General features: G+C 64.5%; 15 protein-coding genes, 1 tRNA gene and 1 CRISPR repeat array. Of the genes, 7 read left to right on the forward strand and 9 right to left on the reverse strand.

What is annotated here, in order from left to right; genetic code table 11:
- Positions 1 to 141: 141 nt before the first annotated feature.
- Positions 142 to 1644 carry an endo-1,4-beta-xylanase gene (locus CW348_RS09235; RefSeq protein WP_287463467.1) on the forward strand — a complete coding sequence of 501 codons (1503 nt, stop codon included), beginning with the start codon at positions 142 to 144 and terminating at the stop codon, positions 1642 to 1644.
- A gap of 122 nt (positions 1645 to 1766) precedes the next feature.
- Here CW348_RS09235 and CW348_RS09240 read toward each other — a convergent pair whose 3' ends face one another.
- From CW348_RS09240 to CW348_RS09250, 3 genes are all read right to left on the reverse strand, one after another.
- Entirely contained in the window at positions 1767 to 2129 is a 363-nt protein-coding gene (locus tag CW348_RS09240) for a DsrE family protein (protein ID WP_011293347.1), read from the reverse strand.
- Positions 2130 to 2371: 242 nt separating this feature from the next.
- On the reverse strand, positions 2372 to 2638 hold the full coding sequence (locus tag CW348_RS09245) for a hypothetical protein (RefSeq protein ID WP_016189373.1): 267 nt from the start codon (positions 2636 to 2638) through the stop codon (positions 2372 to 2374).
- Between the two features lie 299 nt (positions 2639 to 2937).
- A complete protein-coding gene (locus tag CW348_RS09250; RefSeq protein ID WP_016189374.1) occupies positions 2938 to 3441 on the reverse strand; it encodes a hypothetical protein in 504 nt (167 codons plus the stop codon).
- A gap of 325 nt (positions 3442 to 3766) precedes the next feature.
- Between CW348_RS09250 and CW348_RS09255 the strand changes: the two genes are divergently transcribed.
- The gene (locus tag CW348_RS09255; RefSeq protein ID WP_011293350.1) at positions 3767 to 4252 is read left to right on the forward strand and encodes a hypothetical protein; all 486 of its coding nucleotides are present in this window, start codon (positions 3767 to 3769) and stop codon (positions 4250 to 4252) included.
- A 73-nt stretch (positions 4253 to 4325) separates the two neighbouring features.
- On the opposite strand, the gene CW348_RS09260 is transcribed toward CW348_RS09255, so the two are convergent.
- From CW348_RS09260 to CW348_RS09270, 3 genes are all read right to left on the reverse strand, one after another.
- The gene (locus CW348_RS09260; protein WP_011293351.1) at positions 4326 to 5267 is read right to left on the reverse strand and encodes a glycine betaine ABC transporter substrate-binding protein; all 942 of its coding nucleotides are present in this window, start codon (positions 5265 to 5267) and stop codon (positions 4326 to 4328) included.
- 98 nt (positions 5268 to 5365) lie between these two features.
- Positions 5366 to 6613, reverse strand: coding sequence for a proline/glycine betaine ABC transporter permease (locus tag CW348_RS09265; RefSeq protein ID WP_016189375.1), 1248 nt, complete (start codon positions 6611 to 6613; stop codon positions 5366 to 5368).
- Positions 6610 to 7686 (reverse strand): glycine betaine/L-proline ABC transporter ATP-binding protein, encoded by a 1077-nt coding sequence (locus CW348_RS09270; RefSeq protein ID WP_173668342.1) that lies wholly within the window; start codon positions 7684 to 7686, stop codon positions 6610 to 6612. Before CW348_RS09270 ends, CW348_RS09265 begins: the two co-directional genes overlap by 4 nt.
- Before the next feature lie 478 nt (positions 7687 to 8164).
- Between CW348_RS09270 and CW348_RS09275 the strand changes: the two genes are divergently transcribed.
- A complete protein-coding gene (locus CW348_RS09275) occupies positions 8165 to 8794 on the forward strand; it encodes a rhomboid family intramembrane serine protease (RefSeq protein WP_011293354.1) in 630 nt (209 codons plus the stop codon).
- On the opposite strand, the gene dcd is transcribed toward CW348_RS09275, so the two are convergent.
- A complete protein-coding gene (gene dcd / locus CW348_RS09280; RefSeq protein ID WP_011293355.1) occupies positions 8788 to 9378 on the reverse strand; it encodes a dCTP deaminase in 591 nt (196 codons plus the stop codon). The genes CW348_RS09275 and dcd overlap by 7 nt on opposite strands.
- Positions 9379 to 9512: 134 nt before the next feature.
- On the opposite strand from dcd, the gene CW348_RS09285 reads away from it, so the two are divergent.
- A tRNA-Gly gene (locus tag CW348_RS09285) sits at positions 9513 to 9586 on the forward strand.
- Positions 9587 to 9765: 179 nt separating this feature from the next.
- Positions 9766 to 10347: direct repeats of the CRISPR family, unit length 28 nt; unit sequence GGTCCATCCCCACGTGCGTGGGGCTCAC.
- Between the two features lie 749 nt (positions 10348 to 11096).
- Here CW348_RS09285 and CW348_RS09290 read toward each other — a convergent pair.
- Complete coding sequence (locus CW348_RS09290; protein WP_146088132.1) at positions 11097 to 11297, reverse strand: hypothetical protein; 201 nt, start codon at positions 11295 to 11297, stop codon at positions 11097 to 11099.
- A gap of 22 nt (positions 11298 to 11319) precedes the next feature.
- Complete coding sequence (locus CW348_RS09295) at positions 11320 to 11730, reverse strand: NUDIX hydrolase (RefSeq protein ID WP_016189377.1); 411 nt, start codon at positions 11728 to 11730, stop codon at positions 11320 to 11322.
- Between the two features lie 75 nt (positions 11731 to 11805).
- Between CW348_RS09295 and CW348_RS09300 the strand changes: the two genes are divergently transcribed.
- The 3 genes from CW348_RS09300 (at position 11806) to CW348_RS09310 (ending at position 14236) form a co-directional block, all read left to right on the forward strand.
- On the forward strand, positions 11806 to 12585 hold the full coding sequence (locus CW348_RS09300; protein ID WP_011293358.1) for a GntR family transcriptional regulator: 780 nt from the start codon (positions 11806 to 11808) through the stop codon (positions 12583 to 12585).
- A 550-nt stretch (positions 12586 to 13135) separates the two neighbouring features.
- On the forward strand, positions 13136 to 13396 hold the full coding sequence (locus CW348_RS09305) for a hypothetical protein (RefSeq protein WP_258076939.1): 261 nt from the start codon (positions 13136 to 13138) through the stop codon (positions 13394 to 13396).
- Between the two features lie 99 nt (positions 13397 to 13495).
- Positions 13496 to 14236, forward strand: coding sequence for a GntR family transcriptional regulator (locus CW348_RS09310; protein ID WP_011293360.1), 741 nt, complete (start codon positions 13496 to 13498; stop codon positions 14234 to 14236).
- Positions 14237 to 14277 lie beyond the last annotated feature (41 nt).

The following is a 14277-nucleotide window of genomic DNA, read 5'->3' on the forward strand; positions in this document are numbered from 1 at the left end:
CTTCCACTCCGATATGTAACGTGTTAGATTTGTCACCGGTCGCACGTGGGAGCGCTCCCGAACGTGCGGTCTGACCGACAGGCTGAGGGGGCACGTCGGTCGCGCCACAAAAGAACATCCGTCGCGCGAAAGGAAAAGTCGATGACGGAAACCCGTCACCGTCCTTCGCGGCGAGCCAGACGCTCGCTCAGCCTCCTCCTCACCTCGGCGCTGACTGCCGCCGGCCTGCTGGTCACGGCCGCCCCGGCACAGGCCGAGTCGACCCTGCGGGAACTGGCTGCCCAGAACGGCGGCCGCCACTTCGGTACGGCTATCGCCTACAGCCCGCTCAACAGTGACGCCCAGTACCGCAACATCGCGGCTACCCAGTTCAGCGCCATCACCCACGAAAACGAGATGAAGTGGGAGTCGCTGGAGCCGCAGCGGGGCCAGTACAACTGGAGCCAGGCCGACAACATCATCAACTTCGCCAAGGCCAACAACCAGATTGTGCGCGGCCACACCCTGGTCTGGCACAGCCAGCTGCCGTCCTGGCTGAACAACGGCGGCTTCTCCGGCAGCCAGCTCCGGTCCATCATGGAGAACCACATCGAGGTGGTGGCCGGACGCTACCGGGGTGACGTCTACGCCTGGGACGTGGTCAACGAAGCGTTCAACGAGGACGGTACGCTCCGCGACTCGATCTGGTACCGCGGCATGGGTCGCGACTACATCGCCCACGCGTTCCGCAAGGCGCACGAGGTCGACCCCGACGCCAAGCTGTACATCAACGACTACAACATCGAAGGCATCAACGCTAAGAGCAACGGCCTCTACAACCTGGTGGTCGACCTGCTCCGCGACGGTGTGCCGATCCACGGTATCGGTATCCAGTCCCACCTGATCGTCGGCCAGGTGCCGTCCACGTTCCAGCAGAACATCCAGCGGTTCGCTGACCTCGGCCTGGACGTGGCCATCACCGAGCTGGACATCCGCATGCAGATGCCGGCCGACCAGTACAAGCTCCAGCAGCAGGCCCGCGACTACGAGGCCGTGGTCAACGCCTGCCTCGCGGTGACCCGCTGCATCGGTATCACCGTCTGGGGTATCGACGACGAGCGCTCCTGGGTGCCCTACACCTTCCCGGGTGAAGGTGCTCCGCTGCTCTACGACGGCCAGTACAACCGCAAGCCCGCCTGGTACGCGGTCTACGAGGCTCTCGGCGGCGACTCCTCCGGCGGCGGTCCGGGTGAGCCGGGCGGTCCTGGCGGTCCGGGTGAGCCGGGCGGTCCTGGCGGTCCGGGTGAGCCGGGCGGTCCTGGCGGTCCGGGTGAACCGGGCGGCCCCGGTGACGGCACCTGCGCGGTGAACTACACCGTGGTCAACGACTGGGGTCACGGTATGCAGGGGGCGATCACCGTCTCCAACACCGGATCCTCGCCCATCAACAACTGGACCCTGCAGTTCAGCTTCTCGGGTGTGAACATCTCCAACGGCTGGAACGGCGAGTGGAGCCAGAGCGGCTCGCAGATCACCGTCCGCGCTCCTGCCTGGAACTCCACGCTCCAGCCGGGCCAGAGCGTGGAACTGGGCTTCGTTGCTGACAAGACCGGCAACGTCTCCCCGCCCTCCCAGTTCACCCTCAACGGAGCCACCTGCTCCTGACCCGGACCCACGTTGAGGTGAACCACACCGGGGCCGCCCCAAGGGCGGCCCCGGCCTCTCTCCACAGCTCCTGTCTCGAGTGGCACCCGGTACCACGCCGCTCGGGAGAGGAGCACACCTTTTTAATAGACCAGGGCTTGGGCTCCCTCTGCCATGACTTCTTCCACAAAAGTGGGAGCGCCCGCGATCCGCACGCCCTCGATCAGGTCCTCTTCGGTCAGCGAACGCCGCGCCGCACACTGGCTGCACACGGTGACCTGGCCGCTTGAAAGCACGACGTCGAGCAGCTCGTTGAGCGGCGTCGCGTGCGGCAAAGAGAACTGTTCAGCTCGCCCGGGAACCGCTAGCCAACTCGCCTCCCCCGTCAGCCACAGCGACACCCGCACCCCGCTCGCCACCGCCGCTGCCGCGACCGTGAACGCCTGGTTGCAGCGTTCCGGAGCGTCCTCGCCGGCGGTCGCCTTGATCACCAACACGCGTTCCATGCCGTCAGCGTAACGTCCGTCCCCGACCGGGTTCCGCGCTTCGTCGAGAACGCCACGATTCCTCCCGGATGCCTGGCGCAGCCCGGCATCCGCGAACCTGCAGCGTGCGGGGAAAGAGGGGTCCTTGGGGAGGGGAGCCGGGGCGCGGGCCACACCCGCTGGGGCGCCCGCAGGGGCGCTCTCCGGCTCCCGATGCCAGGCCGGTGATGCCTCTTTGAACCGACGGGGTACGCCGCCCAGGCTCAGGAACGTGCCGTGGAGTTCTTGTGCGGCCACGGCAGGATACGTCCCGCTTCCTCCAGGCGGTAAATGAAGTCCCAGTCCATCTTCTCGTTCGGGTCCCCCCGGAACTGGACGCCGCCGGGAGCGTGCGGGTCACCCATGCCCAGGGCCGTGAAGACGAGATCCCGCAGTTTCGGCTGCATCTGCCGCAGCCCTGCGTCGATCAGCTCGGCGTACGTGGATGATTCGCGAATGGTGAGGAGTGTCCCGTACCGGTGCCGGGTCAACAAGAAAGGTACGTGCGGTGGGAGTGGGCTGTAGGTGAGCGACAGTCGCGGCGTTCGAGGTCCGGCCCGGGAGCGGCTGTGGGATGGCTGCGGCATTGTGATCCCTCGTGAACACGGTGCGGACACGGCGGCCGCCCAAGGAGTTCAGGGTTTCCGCGTGCTCCTCCCGATCCCCAGCGGCCACCACACGACGTTGTGTCACTATTCTTGCACTACCCCGCAACGATATGCGAGGAAAGTTTCCTTACCTTACCGGACCTGCTCTTCCGCTCACCTCCGCGGTGATCTGTCCGCAGCATTCACCGGGCTGCGCGGTTGCGGCTCATCCGTTTTCGCTTCTCCCGGTGGACGACGAGGAGCGCCTGGGTCCGCGCGCTCTCCAAAGCCTGCTCCACAAGCGCACGCGCCTCCTCCTCCGGCATGTCCGCGGTCGTCGCCTGCAAGTCGACGTAGATGCGCTGCAACAGCTCCTCGTTGCCGATCAGATAGCGCCGCGTCTCCGTGCCCTGGTCCTCGTCCCGCACCACCGAGATGAGGTCGTTGACCTCCTCAGGCAGCCCGCCCGCAGCCATCCGCTCAATCGACCCACGCGTCCACCCCAGCTTGAACTCCAGCTTGGCGCACACGTCCCTGCTGTACTTGGTCCTCCGGCCGCGCTCCACGTCCTGCAGCAGCCGCAAGGGAATCTTCGGGGTCTGCTGGGCGAACTCGAGCTGACCACACCCCAGCTCTTCGCGCCGGGCGCGCACCGCCGCCGCGATAGCAGTTGCGTGGTCACCGAAGTCAATGCTGAGGCGGGCCATGGCCTGTCCGTCTCCTCCACGTCGGGCACTCGTCATGCCGGTCATTCCCGCCGACCTCTGCTCCCAATACCTGTCCTTGGCCTTCCCATGGAACTCCTTCAGCTTCGGAGCGGAAAGCGGCCATGAGCACGCCGCTGAGGTGAGGATTCGGCACCTAACGGACGCCAGGGAACGATATGGTTCCTTCAGCGATAGTCATCGCTTCTCTCCCGCGACAGATGCCCCACTCACCATGGGTGGCTTCGGTTGACAGCTCCACGCCGGTCACTGGGACGGCGGGTTCTCCCGTGGCTCGTCGCGAGATCCAGACAACTGTGAAAGAGGCATGTCCGTGACCCAGAAGGTTCGCCTCACCTGCCCCTTGGTGCACAAATACGTCGAACTGTGGGGCGGAGCGGCCGTGGTAGCGCTCGGCGGGGTCATCATCGCGCTTGATCCGTCCCACTGGGCCAGTGTGGTGCTAGGCGTGCTCACCATCGGCGCCGGTCTGGCCCTGGTCTGGCACGGCCTGCGCGCCCAAACCCCGGTCTTGGAGATCGACGGCCAGGAGTTCTGCTACATACGCGGCCGCTACGTGGTGCGCATCCCGTTCTCGGAGATCGGTTCCTACTATCTGCTTCCTGGCCGTATCCGGTCGCTGGGCCTGTGCGACCCCACGGGACGGCCCAAGATCTTCCCGTCGGTGGAAGGCCGTCGGGCCGGCCGCCCGTACCTGCCGCTCACCGCCGCGACCTCACCGGCCAAAGTGGAAGCGTTCATGAACACCGCGGGCATCCCGCCCCGGGACCGGTCGATCACCGCGGGCGCCTAAACGCCTGCCCAGCCGCCCCGGTGGGGTCATCCCTGTACTGGGACAACCCCACCGCCGGTGTCGGCGCGCCGGATCAGAAGGAGAGGTCCTTCGCCGCGTCACCCAGGGTGCGCTCGAGGAACTCGGGGTTGGCGGTCAGCCACTCGCGGGCCCCCGCCTCCGGGTCGTCCTCGTGGTCAGCGAGCACGGCCTGTTCCAAGGAGCTCAACTCTTCGTCGCTGAGCTCGAAGTTGCGGAGCCACTCGGCGAGCTCGGGGAAGTCCTCGCTGAAGCCCTTGCGGCCCACAGCGTGGATCTCCTCCGCGCCGCCCATCGCGCCTTCAGGGTCCTCCAGGTCCTTCAGGTCGTACTGGGCGTAGGCGATGTGCGGCCGCCACAAGGTGACCACGATCGGCTCCTCGTCGGAGATCGCCGAGTCCAGCTCGGCGAGCATCGCCGCGGTCGAGGACTCGATCAGCTCGTAGTCGTCCAGGCCGTAGGTGGGGATCGCCTCTTCCTTAGTGGTACGCACCAGGCCCGACCCGGATTCGATACCGACGATCCGGCCGCCGAACAGGTCGGCGTGGTCGGCCAGGTCGGCGATGGAGTCCACCTCGTCCACATACGAGGGGACGGTGAGGGTCAGCACCGCGTTGTCGTACCAGGCGCCGAGGTCCTCCACCTGCTCGCCGTACTCCTCCCAGTAGTCGCCGTGGGTGAGAGGAAGCCACGTGTCCAGGAACATGTCGATGTCGCCGTTGGCCACCCCCTGGTACATGGGCGCCACGTCGACCTCGGTGATCGTCACCTCGTAGTCGAGTTCTTCGAGGATCACCTTCCACATGTGGGTGGTAGCGATGGCTTCTTCCCACGGGATGAGGGCGATCTCAATCTGTTTGCCGTCGTGCCCCGAAGCTTCGTCTCCGCCCGCCAGGCCGCTACCCCCGTCTCCTCCGCAGGCAGTGGCCAGCAGGACCAATGAAGTCAGTCCAGCAGCAACCGTGGCGAAGCGCCGGGTGCGCTTGGTGGGTTTCACGTCGTGGTTCCCTTCTACTCGTGCTGCACGCTTCCGTGCGGGAAGGAAGCGTGGGCCGCCGCGCGTTCGGGAGCGACGGCGCGGTCTGTGTGGTCCGGTCAGGCCGCGGCGCGCTCGGCGCGAGCCTGCGGCGAGCGGCGGGTGATCGCCGCGGTGAGCCGGTCCAGGAAGATTGCGAGGATGACGACGGCGATACCGCCTTCGAAACCGAGCGCGCCGTCGTTGCGGGAAATGCCTTGGTAGACCTGGTTGCCGAGTCCTCCAGCGCCGACCATGCCGGCGATGACGACCATGGACAGGCCGAGCATGATCACCTGGTTGACGCCCGCCATGATCGTGGACAGTGCCAGCGGCAACTGGATCCCGGTGAGGATCTTGAAGGGGGAGGCGCCGAATGCTTCACCCGCTTCCACGACCTCTTTATCGATCTGCCGGATGCCCAGCTCGGTGAGGCGCACCCCAGGAGGCATGGCAAACACCACGGTGGCCACAACCCCGGGGACAGCGCCGAGCGAGAAGAAGAAGATCGCCGGGATCAGGTAGACGAAGGCCGGCATCGTCTGCATGAGGTCCAACACCGGTTTGACGATGCGGCTGACCACGGTGCTGTAGGCGGCCACGATCCCGATGGGGATGGCGATGACTACCGCGATGAGGCTGGCCACCAGCACCAGGGCCAGGGTCGACATGGCGTTGCTCCACTGCTCGATGCTGATCACGAGCGTGAGCGCCACCAGGGAGAACACGCCGAGCTTCCAGCCCGCCACCACCCACGCCAGGGTGCTGAGCAGCAGCATCATGAGGATGGCTGTGGGCTGGCCGATCACTTCGGGGATCGCGCCGAACAGCAGCCAGCCGCACAGGATCACCGCCAGCCAGCCGCCAGCAACGGCAGCAACCAACGGCAGCCGGATCCGGTAGACGGCGGCGACCACGACGAGGGCGATGAGAGCAACGATCCCGATGACCAGGTTGGATTCCACTTTCTCCTGGCCGAACAGGTGCATCGCCCACAGGAAGAGCTGCGGCGGTGAATGGTTGACGAGCGTGTTGCCCAGCTCGAACGTCGCCTGCCCCACGTACAGGGCAATGGTGCTGCCGACGATGACGAGCACCGGGATGGGACGCGCCCGCACGAGGAGCACCGCCAGGATGGCGGCGGCGATCGCCGTCAACTGGGTGGCCTGGGGTTCGGTGAGGAAGTCCCGGAGCGTGGTGACCGCCCAGTTGATGACGGTGCCGATGACGTCGAATAGCCCACCGAAGTGGTCTTTGAGCCACGTGTTGAATGCTTCGAAGCCCTCACCGAGCGGAATCCGGGGCGGGAAGGGCGAAAGCCAGCTCACTTGGCAGCCCCTTCACGTCGAGTACCGTTCGCCAGGCTGGGCACAGCGCTGCTCGCCTCCTCCGGCATCGCGAGCGCGGACAGGATCGTGGTGGGCGACACCGCGCCGATGACTCGGTCTTCCTTGTCGACCACGGCGAGCGGGCTGTCGCAGGCAGCCACCCGCTGGAACAGTTCGACGACGGGGGCGTCCGGTGCCACGCGCTCCCAGTCGGCAGCCTCGGCCTTGGGAGCGGGCTCCATGACGGAGGCCGCGGTGAGCACGCGGCTGCGGTCCACGTCCTCGGTGAACCGGGCCACGTAGTCGTCGGCCGGGTGGTTGAGGATCTCCTCGGGGGTGCCGATCTGGACGACACGCCCGTCGCGGAGCACGCAGATGCGGTTGCCGAGGCGCATCGCCTCGTTCAGGTCGTGGGTGATGAAGACGATGGTCTTCCCCAGTTCCGCCTGGAGTTGCAGGAGCTGGGTCTGCATGTCGCGGCGGATCAGCGGGTCGAGGGCGCTGAACGCCTCGTCCATGAGGATGATGTCGGTGTCGGCGGTCAACGCCCGTGCCAAGCCGACGCGCTGTTGCATCCCACCGGAAAGCTGGTTGGGCAGGTGGTCCTTCCAGTCGCCCAGTCCGACCAGGTCGAGGGCGTGCGCGGCGCGTTCGTGGCGCTCGGCACGCGACACCCCGCGGACTTCCAGCCCGTAGGCGGCGTTCTCCAGCACAGTGCGGTGCGGGAGGAGCGCAAAGTGCTGGAAGACCATGCTGATCTTTTCGCCGCGCAGGGCGCGCAGGGCGCGCCGGGACAGGGTGGTGATGTCGGTTCCGTCGATCTCCACTGTCCCCGCAGTCGGCGGCAGCAGCCCGTTGAGCATGCGGATCAACGTGGACTTCCCGGACCCGGAAAGCCCCATGACCACGAAGATCTCACCTGGCTGGACTTCGAAGGAGACGTCGATGACCGCGGCTGTGACGTTCAGGTCCTTGATCGTGTCGCGGTGGCGCCCGTCCGACAACAGTGCGACGGCTTGGGATGCTCGTTTGCCGAACACCTTGTACAGGTGGTTCGCGCGTACAGCTGGCACGGTTTCCCTTCGGTCGACTTCGTCTGGCACGGCGTCTTCTGTGTGGTGCCCTCCTCGGCTCTTGTGACGTGCCACTGAGGAACGCGCGGGGCTGAGTTGCTGGGCCTGGTGTGACCGCTAAGCCCTACACTTCACACACCACACGTCCGTTTTGCACGGTTATGACACCTTAGAGTCGTTGACCTGGGATTTCCCTTAGAAAGATCACAGAGAAGCAACAGGTTTAAGAAGCGGGTTCGGAAAAGTCCCTCATGCAAGGGGGGATAGGGAGCCCAAAAAGCAAGATTTTGTGATTTACATCACTGGTCATTTTTGAGTGATTTGGATCACTATTTCTTGGCCTGACAGTTCGTCTGCGCAACCAGACAGAAACTCTCAGTAACCAACTTTCTGGATGCGGGACATCACAGAACGTGACAGCTACGGGCGCGAAAGCCTGCCCTTCCCCGCAGCAAACCCGGTTCAATAGAGTCGAAGAATGACCAAGTCCCGGATCAGCGCAGTCCTGACCGTCGCGGTATTCGCCGCGGCGATGTGGATCCTGGAGATCGTCGACTTCTTCCTCCTCGGCGGCCTACTCGACCGCCAGTTCGGCATCCACGCCTGGGTCGCCGACAACCTGTGGACGGTGTTCACCGCACCGTTCATGCACGCCAACCTCGCCCACCTCACCGCCAACACCGTGCCCTTCCTCGTCCTCGGCTCCCTGGTGGCGTTCAGCGGGCTGGGACGCTTCCTGTGGGCGTCGCTCATCATCGCCGTCGTCAGCGGGATCGGCGTGTGGCTGCTCTCCGTGCCCTACTCCTTGACCGTCGGCGCGAGCGGCCTCATCTTCGGCTACTTCGGCTACCTGGTGCTCCGCGGCTTCGTGGAACGCAAGACGATCGACATCGTCATCATGATCTGCACCGTACTCTTCTACGGCGGGCTGATCTTCGGCGTGCTACCGCAAGGCCAAGGCATCTCGTGGCAGGCGCACCTCTTCGGCTTCCTCGGCGGCCTGCTCGCCGCCTACATCCTGCCCACGCGGCCCAAACGCCAGCAGCTTCCCCCACCGGGCTACGGCCCCTATGGCCCCTACGGTCCCCCGGGGTATCCGGGCTACTGATCCCCCTCCCGGATCTTCGTGCGCGTGAAGTTGAGGTAGGACCTCGAAGGGGTGGGACCACGCTGCCCCTGGTAGCGCGACCCGCACACCTCAGAGCCGTAGGGGTTCTCCGCGGGCGAGGACAGTTGGAACATGCACAACTGCCCGATGCGCATTCCGGGGTAGAGCTTGATCGGCAGCGTCGACACGTTGGACAGCTCAAGGGTGACGTGCCCGGAGAACCCCGGGTCGATGAACCCGGCCGTGGAGTGGGTGAGCAGCCCCAGCCGTCCCAAAGAGCTCTTGCCTTCCAAACGGCTGGCGATGTCGTTGGGAAGCGTCACCATCTCGTAAGTGGACGCCAGCACAAACTCGCCCGGGTGCAGGATGAACGGCTCATCCCCTTCCGGTTCAACCAGCCGGGTCAGCCCCGGCTGCTCCACCGCCGGGTCGATGTGGGGGTACTTGTGGTTCTCGAACACCCGGAAGTAGCGGTCCAGCCGCACGTCGATGCTCGACGGCTGGACAAGCTCAGGGTCGTAGGGGTCTAGCTTGACCCGCCCCGATTCGATGGCGGCTCTAAGGTCACGGTCGGAGAGAAGCACAGTAAAGAATCTACCTTGTGTTTTCCCTACCTCGGCAGGGCAGCTCTCCCCTTGCAAGCTTCGCCGAGATGGTTATTCTTATCGGTGAACTCGCCGAGCGTGATAGCCTAGCCGTAGGCGAGATCGCCACCAGTGCGGATGTAGTTCAATGGTAGAACCTCAGCTTCCCAAGCTGAAGACGCGGGTTCGATTCCCGTCATCCGCTCCACAAGCGAAGGCCCAGGTCAGGGAGATCATCCCGAGCCTGGGCCTTCAGCGTTGAAAGAGCGCCTGAGGGCGTACGCCCGTTCCACACTGTCTGCTGACTCGTCCTCTCCCCCACCCAGCTCTGCACAGCGGGAAAGGACAGCCCACCCGCACTGTTGTTCTCCCGCCCTCGTCTCAGCTCGGCCTATCCCCACGTGCGTGGGGCTCACCGCGCCCTGCTGGACTACACCGATGGCGAGCCCGGTCCATCCTCCCCACGTGCGTGGGGCTCACGTGGTGCACGGTCAACACACACGTCGCTGCGGCGGTCCATCCCCACGTGCGTGGGGCTCACTGGTGTGTGGTCGACGAGCAGGGTGAGCGGGTCGGTCCATCCCCACGTGCGTGGGGCTCACACGATCCCGCACGAGCCGGAGCTGATGGAGCGCGGTCCATCCCCACGTGCGTGGGGCTCACGTCCACGTCTGATCGCACCGACGAGTCCACGTCGGTCCATCCCCACGTGCGTGGGGCTCACGGGGAAGCGGGTCAGGACTGAAGGTTGATCTGCGGTCCATCCCCACGTGCGTGGGGCTCACCCAGACCCATCCCGAGCCCGCCGCGCCACGCTGAGGTCCATCCCCACGTGCGTGGGGCTCACTCCCGGTAGACGCCGATCACCACGTCAGCGTCCGGTCCATCCCCACGTGCGTGGGGCTCACGCGATATGCGTCATCCAGGGCCCGACGGGCGTCGGTCCATCCCCACGTGCGTGGGGCTCACAGAAGCTGACCTGCAGATTTACGAGACGTTATCTCATCGTTATCAAAGGCGTGGGCAGCTTCATCACACAAGACACTCTAGACCGTTTTCCAGAAATCTGATCAGGGCTCGAACCCAACTGATCACCGCAGCCTGGCGACAGCTGGTGGCCCCAGGGGGTTGAAGAGGCGATGCCGTGAGCACCGTTATCACTCCGGAGGCGTCACGACTGGTTGGTGCGTCCCCATGCTGTCTCCAGGCCGCAGCGATACCAGCCGCGCAGGCTCGAATCCCTATCGATACGGGGTGCATGGGAAGCACACACCCATGTTTGATGTGAAGACGCGGGGAACAGCGACCCAGAGAAACGCCTAAGAGTGATGGGATGGAAACCGGCTTCAGCAGACCGGAGCAATTGCTGAAGCGATCCTTGAAGCAGACGACTGAGGGCAGGCATCTCTCAGGTGCTCGCCTTCAGTCACAGGTGGCGCACTCGGAGGGACTTGAACCCCCAACCTTCTGATCCGTAGTCGTGTGCGGAATGTCTGTGGAGGTCCGGAAACGGCTTCTGAGCTGGGTGGAAGCCTGTCCGAGAGTGCCGTGATTCCAGAGCTGTCCATCCCTATTCGGAGCCGTTGTTAGCAGCCGTGTCAGCACGGGGGCAGCGACGCTACGGGATCGGGGCAGCCCTGCGTCACCCGGGATTTCGGCAACCACAGCGGCGGGTAACCACGGTCCTTGATCCAAGGTGCTCGACCGCGCCGGAGTCCTCAGCCACAGACAGGCAGAGCCGCGCGATCGAGTGCCACGGGAACCGAGGACGCCAGAAACCACAGCTCGGTGACTACGGCCATTGGACGGTTGCCTACCACGGCAGGTCCAATCAAGAGCCCTTTGGGGGTAGCTCCGGACCGGGCGGCGGCGCGCAGCGCCAACGCCTTGATCCCCACATAGCCCAATTCGGCAGTCAATGCCGGAAGGCGAAGTCTCTGACTAGCGTGCTGGGTGGAGGCGTTTGCCGTCGTGTGTGCGGACGTGGGGTGCGTCGCTGTCCAGGGCGTCGAGGAGGCGGACCGAGTAAACTTCGGTCATCCGCTCTTTCACTTCTTCGGGAGTGAGCCAGGCGACGGCGGTCGACTCCGAAGAGGGGTGTTCCCGGCCTCCGGCAGGGTGGCAGCGGAAGACCAGGGCGACGATTCCGCGGGCCATGTTCTTGTAGACGCCGGTGAGGCGGTCCACTTTCACCAGGATGCCGGTCTCTTCCCGCACTTCGCGGACGACGCCGTCCTCGGGGGTCTCATCCAGTTCCAGGACGCCGCCGGGAAGTTCCCACGTTCCGTTGTCCCGGCGGCGGATGGCCAGAAACCGCCCGTCGTCTCGGATGACGGCTCCCGCAACTGACACTGAATGCAGCGGCGTTGACGGGGCTTCTCTGGTCCTGTTACCCATGTACAGGAGCATAGGAGGTACCCAAGGACTATGGCGAGCACAGTAGGGGCAAGGTCGGCGAAGCCGATGTACCTCCAGATCGCTGACGACATCGAGGAACAGATCAAGTCCGGCCGTCTGGCTCCGGGCGAGGAGATTCCCAGCGAGGCGGCGCTGATGGAGCGTTACGGCGTCTCCTCGGGAACGGTTCGCAAGGCCGTCGCAGAACTGCGCACGGCTGGCCTGGTGGTGACCTACCAGGGCAAAGGCTCGTTTGTAAAGTCGCGTCCTCCGGTGACGCGCAAGTCCTCGGATCGCTTTCGGCGTTCGCACCGGCGGGCCGGCAAGGCCGCCTACATCGCGGAGACTGAACAGGCGGGAGTGAAGCCTACAGTTCAGGTGCTCTCGATCGGTCCGGTTCCTGCTCCACGGGAGATCGCCGACCGCTTGGGGGTGGAGGAAGGGGCCAAGGTGCTGGCCCGGCGCCGCCTGTACTTCAGTGACGGGACCCCGGCTGAGGAAGCGACGTCGTATCTGCCATGGGATGTGGCTCGAGACATCCCCGAACTGTTCGAGGAGAATCCGGGTGGAGGCGGTATCTACGCCCGACTAGAGGACCACGGGCACGAGTTCGCCGAGTACACCGAGACCATTCGAGTGCGTATCGCGACCAAACAGGAGGCGAGCGCGCTGAGACTGAGTCCCGGCTCTCCGGTCATCCACCTCACCCGCAACGCGGTGACCACGACAGGGCGCGTGGTAGAGGTCTGCGACACGATCATGGCTGCTGATCAGTTCGTGCTCGACTACCGGATTCCTGCGACGGACTAACCGGTTGTTCCCTTTTCCTCCCCCAGGAGGATTGACTTATGTACATAGGTACGGCACTCTTGCCCATGCAACTCATGTACATGAGTACATGAGTTCATCTCATGTTAATGAGCTGCTTTCTGGGTTTGCTGGTGTGGTGATGCCCGTAGGTCCCTCGAGGAAGGACGTCACCACAGTCCTCCGAGGAGCAATTCCGTGACTGCCTCCGCTCCGCAACACTGCCGGGCCTGGCGGGGCCGCGGCTGGAAAATCGTCCGACCTCGACGACTGGTCGTCGTGCGTTCGTCCACCACCCGCAAGCCGTTGATGCGCGTCGTCGCTTGCTCCGTGTGCCGAGGGAAGGGCGTGCTGCGGTGATGGGGATCGCCCAACTTCCTCAGTCGTGACCAGGTACGGGCCTCAGAGCTAAAACCGGAGTTGTCAGGGGGGATGAATGCGTCCAGGGGAAGCACGGGTTCGTGTCGTCGCTGAAGACTGGCGGTCCATCACCTATGAGGCTGAGTTCACCCAGTCGAACGGTGAACGTGTGGTCAGGCATTATCAGTGCGCCTTGCCCAAAGCCATAGCCTTACGACGGCTCAGGGCGACCTACATCGTGGGCTTGTGGCACGAAGTCGACGGAGCGTCGTGCTACCACGTCCGCCAGGTTGTCTCTCCGGTCCTGTCGTCTGGTGACAAAGCAGCATGTGATGATGCGGTGCTGGTCGCTCGCGCCTTGGTCGATATGGAACGGCGTGCGACCTGCGGGGCCACTGCGGACAGTCTGAAAGTCTACATGGTGGAACGCGCGGTGGACTGGCAAGCCCTCTGAACATTTGTCGAGGCGCAGAGTCATAAGCGCGAGTGGGTCAGATCAACTTGGATCAAGTTTCGCAGGTAAACTTGACCAAACGAGCAGTGGACCAACCGGATGGTCAACATGTCAGGTCTGGAGTTCACGCCTCCTAAATACGTGCAGATTGTCCGAACGCTCCAAGAGCGGATCGAAGACGGCACCTACCCGGTAGGCGAGAAGCTGCCCTCCGAGACGCGTTTGGTGCGTGAATTCGGCGCGGGGCGGTCTACGGTTGTTCGTGCTCTCCAGATCCTCAGCATGCAGGGGTGGATCGAACGCGAGCACGGACGCGGTTCGTTCGTCAAGGGTGTTCCTCACCAGGCTGTCGAACGTTCGCGCGCCGGGGCGAGTGCCTTTGAGGCTCCTGAGAACTCCAAGAGCGACCGGATCGTCCGTGCGGGACGAATGTCCATTCCCGCGACCATCGCCGAGGTGATCGGCCTGCCCGAGAACGCTCCGGCGATCATGCGGCGACGCCTGGTGCTCGACGACGGCAAACCGAGCGAGTTGGTGACGCTGTGGTTTCCTCTGGACGTGGCAGAAGGAACGGATCTCGGGGACCTCGCCCCGATCAGCATCGGCGCCCGTGAACACATCCAGCGTGTCAAGCAACTCCGTCCTTCACTGGTCTTCGAGCGGCTCAGCGCACGACTAGCCACCGATGAGGAGAATGAACTCCTTGGGCTCGAAAAGGGAACCCCCGTGCTTGGGATCCTCGCGCGGATAGTGGACACTTCGGGGGAGGTGCTTGCCGTCGCCGAAGTAGTTCTCCCCGGTGACCTGCATGAACTGGAAGACTCCTACTCGGCTGTGTAGGGGCCAGGGAATCTCGATCGCTTAGCCACTTGTTTGGTCGA

The organism is Thermobifida sp. (genome assembly GCF_017577275.1).
GTDB lineage: Bacteria > Actinomycetota > Actinomycetes > Streptosporangiales > Streptosporangiaceae > Thermobifida > Thermobifida fusca.

What these genes read in the sequence shown, in the direction of transcription:
- CW348_RS09235 (WP_287463467.1), top strand. Translation starts at nt 142, where the DNA reads ATGACGGAAACCCGTCACCGTCCTTCGCGGCGAGCCAGACGCTCGCTC.
- CW348_RS09240 (WP_011293347.1), bottom strand. Translation starts at nt 2,129, where the DNA reads ATGGAACGCGTGTTGGTGATCAAGGCGACCGCCGGCGAGGACGCTCCG.
- CW348_RS09250 (WP_016189374.1), bottom strand. Translation starts at nt 3,441, where the DNA reads ATGGCCCGCCTCAGCATTGACTTCGGTGACCACGCAACTGCTATCGCG.
- CW348_RS09255 (WP_011293350.1), top strand. Translation starts at nt 3,767, where the DNA reads ATGTCCGTGACCCAGAAGGTTCGCCTCACCTGCCCCTTGGTGCACAAA.
- CW348_RS09275 (WP_011293354.1), top strand. Translation starts at nt 8,165, where the DNA reads ATGACCAAGTCCCGGATCAGCGCAGTCCTGACCGTCGCGGTATTCGCC.
- CW348_RS09300 (WP_011293358.1), top strand. Translation starts at nt 11,806, where the DNA reads ATGGCGAGCACAGTAGGGGCAAGGTCGGCGAAGCCGATGTACCTCCAG.
- CW348_RS09310 (WP_011293360.1), top strand. Translation starts at nt 13,496, where the DNA reads ATGGTCAACATGTCAGGTCTGGAGTTCACGCCTCCTAAATACGTGCAG.